Annotated in this window: 5 protein-coding genes; 2 read left to right on the top strand and 3 right to left on the bottom strand. The window is 64.8% G+C overall.

What is annotated here, in order from left to right:
• Window positions 1-243 precede the first annotated feature (243 nt).
• Window positions 244-447: a DUF3126 family protein gene (locus AC5JDC_RS19550; RefSeq protein WP_106775630.1), complete on the top strand. Its 204-nt coding sequence runs from the start codon at window positions 244-246 to the stop codon at window positions 445-447.
• A gap of 25 nt (window positions 448-472) precedes the next feature.
• On the opposite strand, the gene AC5JDC_RS19545 is transcribed toward AC5JDC_RS19550, so the two are convergent.
• Window positions 473-1,201, bottom strand: a complete 729-nt coding sequence (locus AC5JDC_RS19545; RefSeq protein WP_495843811.1) for a hypothetical protein — start codon at window positions 1,199-1,201, stop codon at window positions 473-475.
• A 224-nt stretch (window positions 1,202-1,425) separates the two neighbouring features.
• Between AC5JDC_RS19545 and AC5JDC_RS19540 the strand changes: the two genes are divergently transcribed.
• Window positions 1,426-1,956 carry a gamma carbonic anhydrase family protein gene (locus tag AC5JDC_RS19540; protein ID WP_495843809.1) on the top strand — a complete coding sequence of 177 codons (531 nt, stop codon included), beginning with the start codon at window positions 1,426-1,428 and terminating at the stop codon, window positions 1,954-1,956.
• A gap of 104 nt (window positions 1,957-2,060) precedes the next feature.
• Here AC5JDC_RS19540 and AC5JDC_RS19535 read toward each other — a convergent pair whose 3' ends face one another.
• Together AC5JDC_RS19535 and AC5JDC_RS19530 are read right to left on the bottom strand one after the other, a co-directional pair.
• Window positions 2,061-2,666 carry a transglutaminase-like cysteine peptidase gene (locus AC5JDC_RS19535; RefSeq protein WP_106775627.1) on the bottom strand — a complete coding sequence of 202 codons (606 nt, stop codon included), beginning with the start codon at window positions 2,664-2,666 and terminating at the stop codon, window positions 2,061-2,063.
• A gap of 82 nt (window positions 2,667-2,748) precedes the next feature.
• Window positions 2,749-2,930: hypothetical protein (locus tag AC5JDC_RS19530; RefSeq protein ID WP_495843806.1), on the bottom strand; the 182-nt coding region annotated here is incomplete at its 5' end.

Raw genomic sequence — 2,930 nt, 5'->3', positions numbered from 1 at the left:
ATTGCCGCGACCATTCAGCAGCCCTCATGGTGAGCTTGTCGAACCACGAGGGCGCCAGGCACCGGCCGGCGCGGGCGCCGGCTCTGGGAACAGATGTGCGCATGTCGTGGCCCCGGTCAGGGAGGAGTAGACTCGTATGCGATTGCCCCGGGACGATGCCGGCCGCAGCCTTTACAGCCTGTCGCTCCGCGTGCCAGAAGGCCGTCGATTCCCAAGAGAACCCCCGACAGGCGGAGAAAAGCCTTGAAGCCCGACGAGATAAAAAAGCTGGAAGCCTTCTTCAAGCGCACGTTCAAGAACCCGGACATGCAGGTGAAGGCACGCCCGCGCAAGACCGATTCGGCCGAGGTCTATGTCGGTGAGGAATTCCTCGGCATCGTCTTCAAGGACGAGGACGACGGCGACTACAATTTCTCGATGGCGATCCTCGACATCGATCTCAACTGAGCGCGCGGCCGGCCGCCAGGATCGTCTAGCGGCCGGCCCGCAGCATCTCCGTGGCCCTGGCCGTCACCGCGGCGTCGAGAAACCTCCAGTCGGCCAGGAGTTCGCGCGGAAAGCGGTAGGTGAGGCTGAGATCGTCGCCCAGGGCGACATCGCGCTCGCAGGGCGCCAGCGACTCCTCGGCGCTCGAGCCTTCCAGGCATCGCGCGACGAAAGGTGCCCGGCCGTCGCGGTCGGCCACGGTGAGGGTTTCGTTCAGATATCCCGATTTTGCCGCGAAGTCGTAAATCGTCAGCCCGGCCGGTCCCGGCCGTCCGGGCTGCACGATCAGCGACCGGTAGATCGGCTCGAAGCGGCCGCTCATGTCGCGTGCCATCATCTTCTCCTCGAAGCCGAGGAAGAGGATGTTGCGTCTGCCTCCGACATTGTTGAAGTCGTCGCGGGTCTCGCGGGTATAACCCTCGAGCGTCGGCCAGCGCAGATAGAGGTCGAGCCGCGGCGCGGGCCCGGACCGGCGCGCCCGCTCGAAGCGGATCATGTTGGCCGGCGCGGCGATGACGCTGTCGCCGACGACGACCTCGATCGGGTTGGGATCGTCGGTATAGCCGGCAAGCGAGATGGCGGATCCGAACCAGCGGCCGGCGAGGCTCAGCGCCAGCGAAAGCAGGGCGAGCGCGGCACATGCGACGAAGATCCGCGTCATGAAACGCGAGCCGACCGGATCGGCCTCCGGTTCGTCGGCGAAAGCCTGCGTCATCGCGATATCCCTGATGCCGATCCGCCTCGGCGCCGGCAGACGGATTCGCCTGCCATATCCTCCGCCGACTCTGCATTTTCATGGTAAACGAGACGTAAACGCGCGTCGCTGGCTGCGCCACGCACCGGCGTTTCCCGGTATGTTCAACCTTGAAGGGTTTATCGCGAGCCGACTTGCGGTATCAGGTTGGTCGGCCGGGCGAGGACAGACAGCAGGAGCAGGGCATGCCGGTTTATGCGATCGACGACAAGGCACCGAGTTTCGAGGACGAGACGAGCAACTGGATCGCGCCGGACGCGACGGTGATCGGCGATGTCCGGATCGGGCGGGACGTCGGCATCTGGTTCGGCGCCGTCATCCGCGGCGACAACGAGCCGATCATCATCGGCGCCCGCAGCAACGTGCAGGAGCATGTGGTCATGCACACCGATCCGGGTTCGCCGCTGGCGATCGGCGAAGGCTGCACGATCGGCCATCGGGCGATCCTGCATGGCTGCTCCATCGGCGACAACAGCCTGGTCGGGATGGGCGCCACCGTGCTCAACGGCGCGCGCATCGGCAGGAACTGCCTGGTCGGCGCCGGCGCGCTGGTGACCGAAGGAAAGGTTTTCGAGGACAATTCGCTGATCGTCGGCGTCCCGGCAAGGGCCGTGCGCCAGCTCGACGCGGAGGCCGTCGCCGGCCTGGCCAGGTCCGCCGACCATTATGTCGACAACGGCCGGCGGTTCCGCGCCGGGCTGAAGCCCGTCCGCTGACGCATCCCCCGAAATGGCGGAGCCGGCCCTCGGGGAAAGGGCCGGCTCCTGAACCCGGTCGTTGGGGACGGGGAGGGTGGGGACTCGACCGGGTTGTTCAGAAACTAGCGGACGCTGGCGACAGCCTCGGCCCTGCCGTCGTTGATCTTCACCCACACGCCGGAGTTGGTCTCCGACTGGCGCTTGAGGTAGGTGTAGGGCGTGTCCTCCCAGGCGAGCACGCGCGGCTCGAGATTGTCGAGCACGAAGTCGCCGAGGCTGGTGCGCACCGTCAGCACGGCATGGCCGTCGCCGTTCGGCTGGCGCACCACGGTCATCAGCAGATCGCCGGCCGGCACGCCGATCGCCATCAGGCGGCGGCGCTTTTCCAGCGCGTAGTCCTCGCAGTCGCCGGCACCGCTGGTCGGATAGGACCAGACTTCCTCGCGGCCCCACATCTCCATATCGGTCTTCGGCGTCACCGACGCATTGACGTCGTTGTTGATCCGCACGATCGCCGACCAGAGCTGCCGCGTCAGGTCGGCGGGCGCCCGCTTCGGCGTCTTCTGACGGCATTCCTGCGGCAGCGCCTGGCAGAACTCGTAGTGGCCGACTGGCTGGGTCGTGCGTGCGCCGGTCTTCATGGCCGAGCCCGCTTCGGCCGCCGCCGTCATGCCCGCCACCGCCACCGCCGCCGCAATCAGCAGCCTCACCCTTCTGATGATTGTCATTGTGAAGTCTCCCCGTTTGAGGAGACAATGACAGATGCGAATTTATGTGACGCAAAATCGGGCAGTTTAATTCAACTAAAAACTAGATCGTATTCCAATCTACTTCGCGTAAAACAAGAATAAAATTCGAAATTGTTTTTAGTCGAATTTGCATAAAATTTGAACGATCGGCGGTCGCGCCGCGCCTGAAGTGGGTCAGGCGAGGTCGTCTGGCGCCCTCGTGGTTCGACAAGCTTCTGTAATTGCGGTCAACAGGGTTGCGTG

Source organism: Kumtagia sp. (assembly GCF_059502445.1).
Note: the sequence above shows the minus strand (reverse complement) of the source record. Positions and strands in the feature narration are given on the sequence as shown.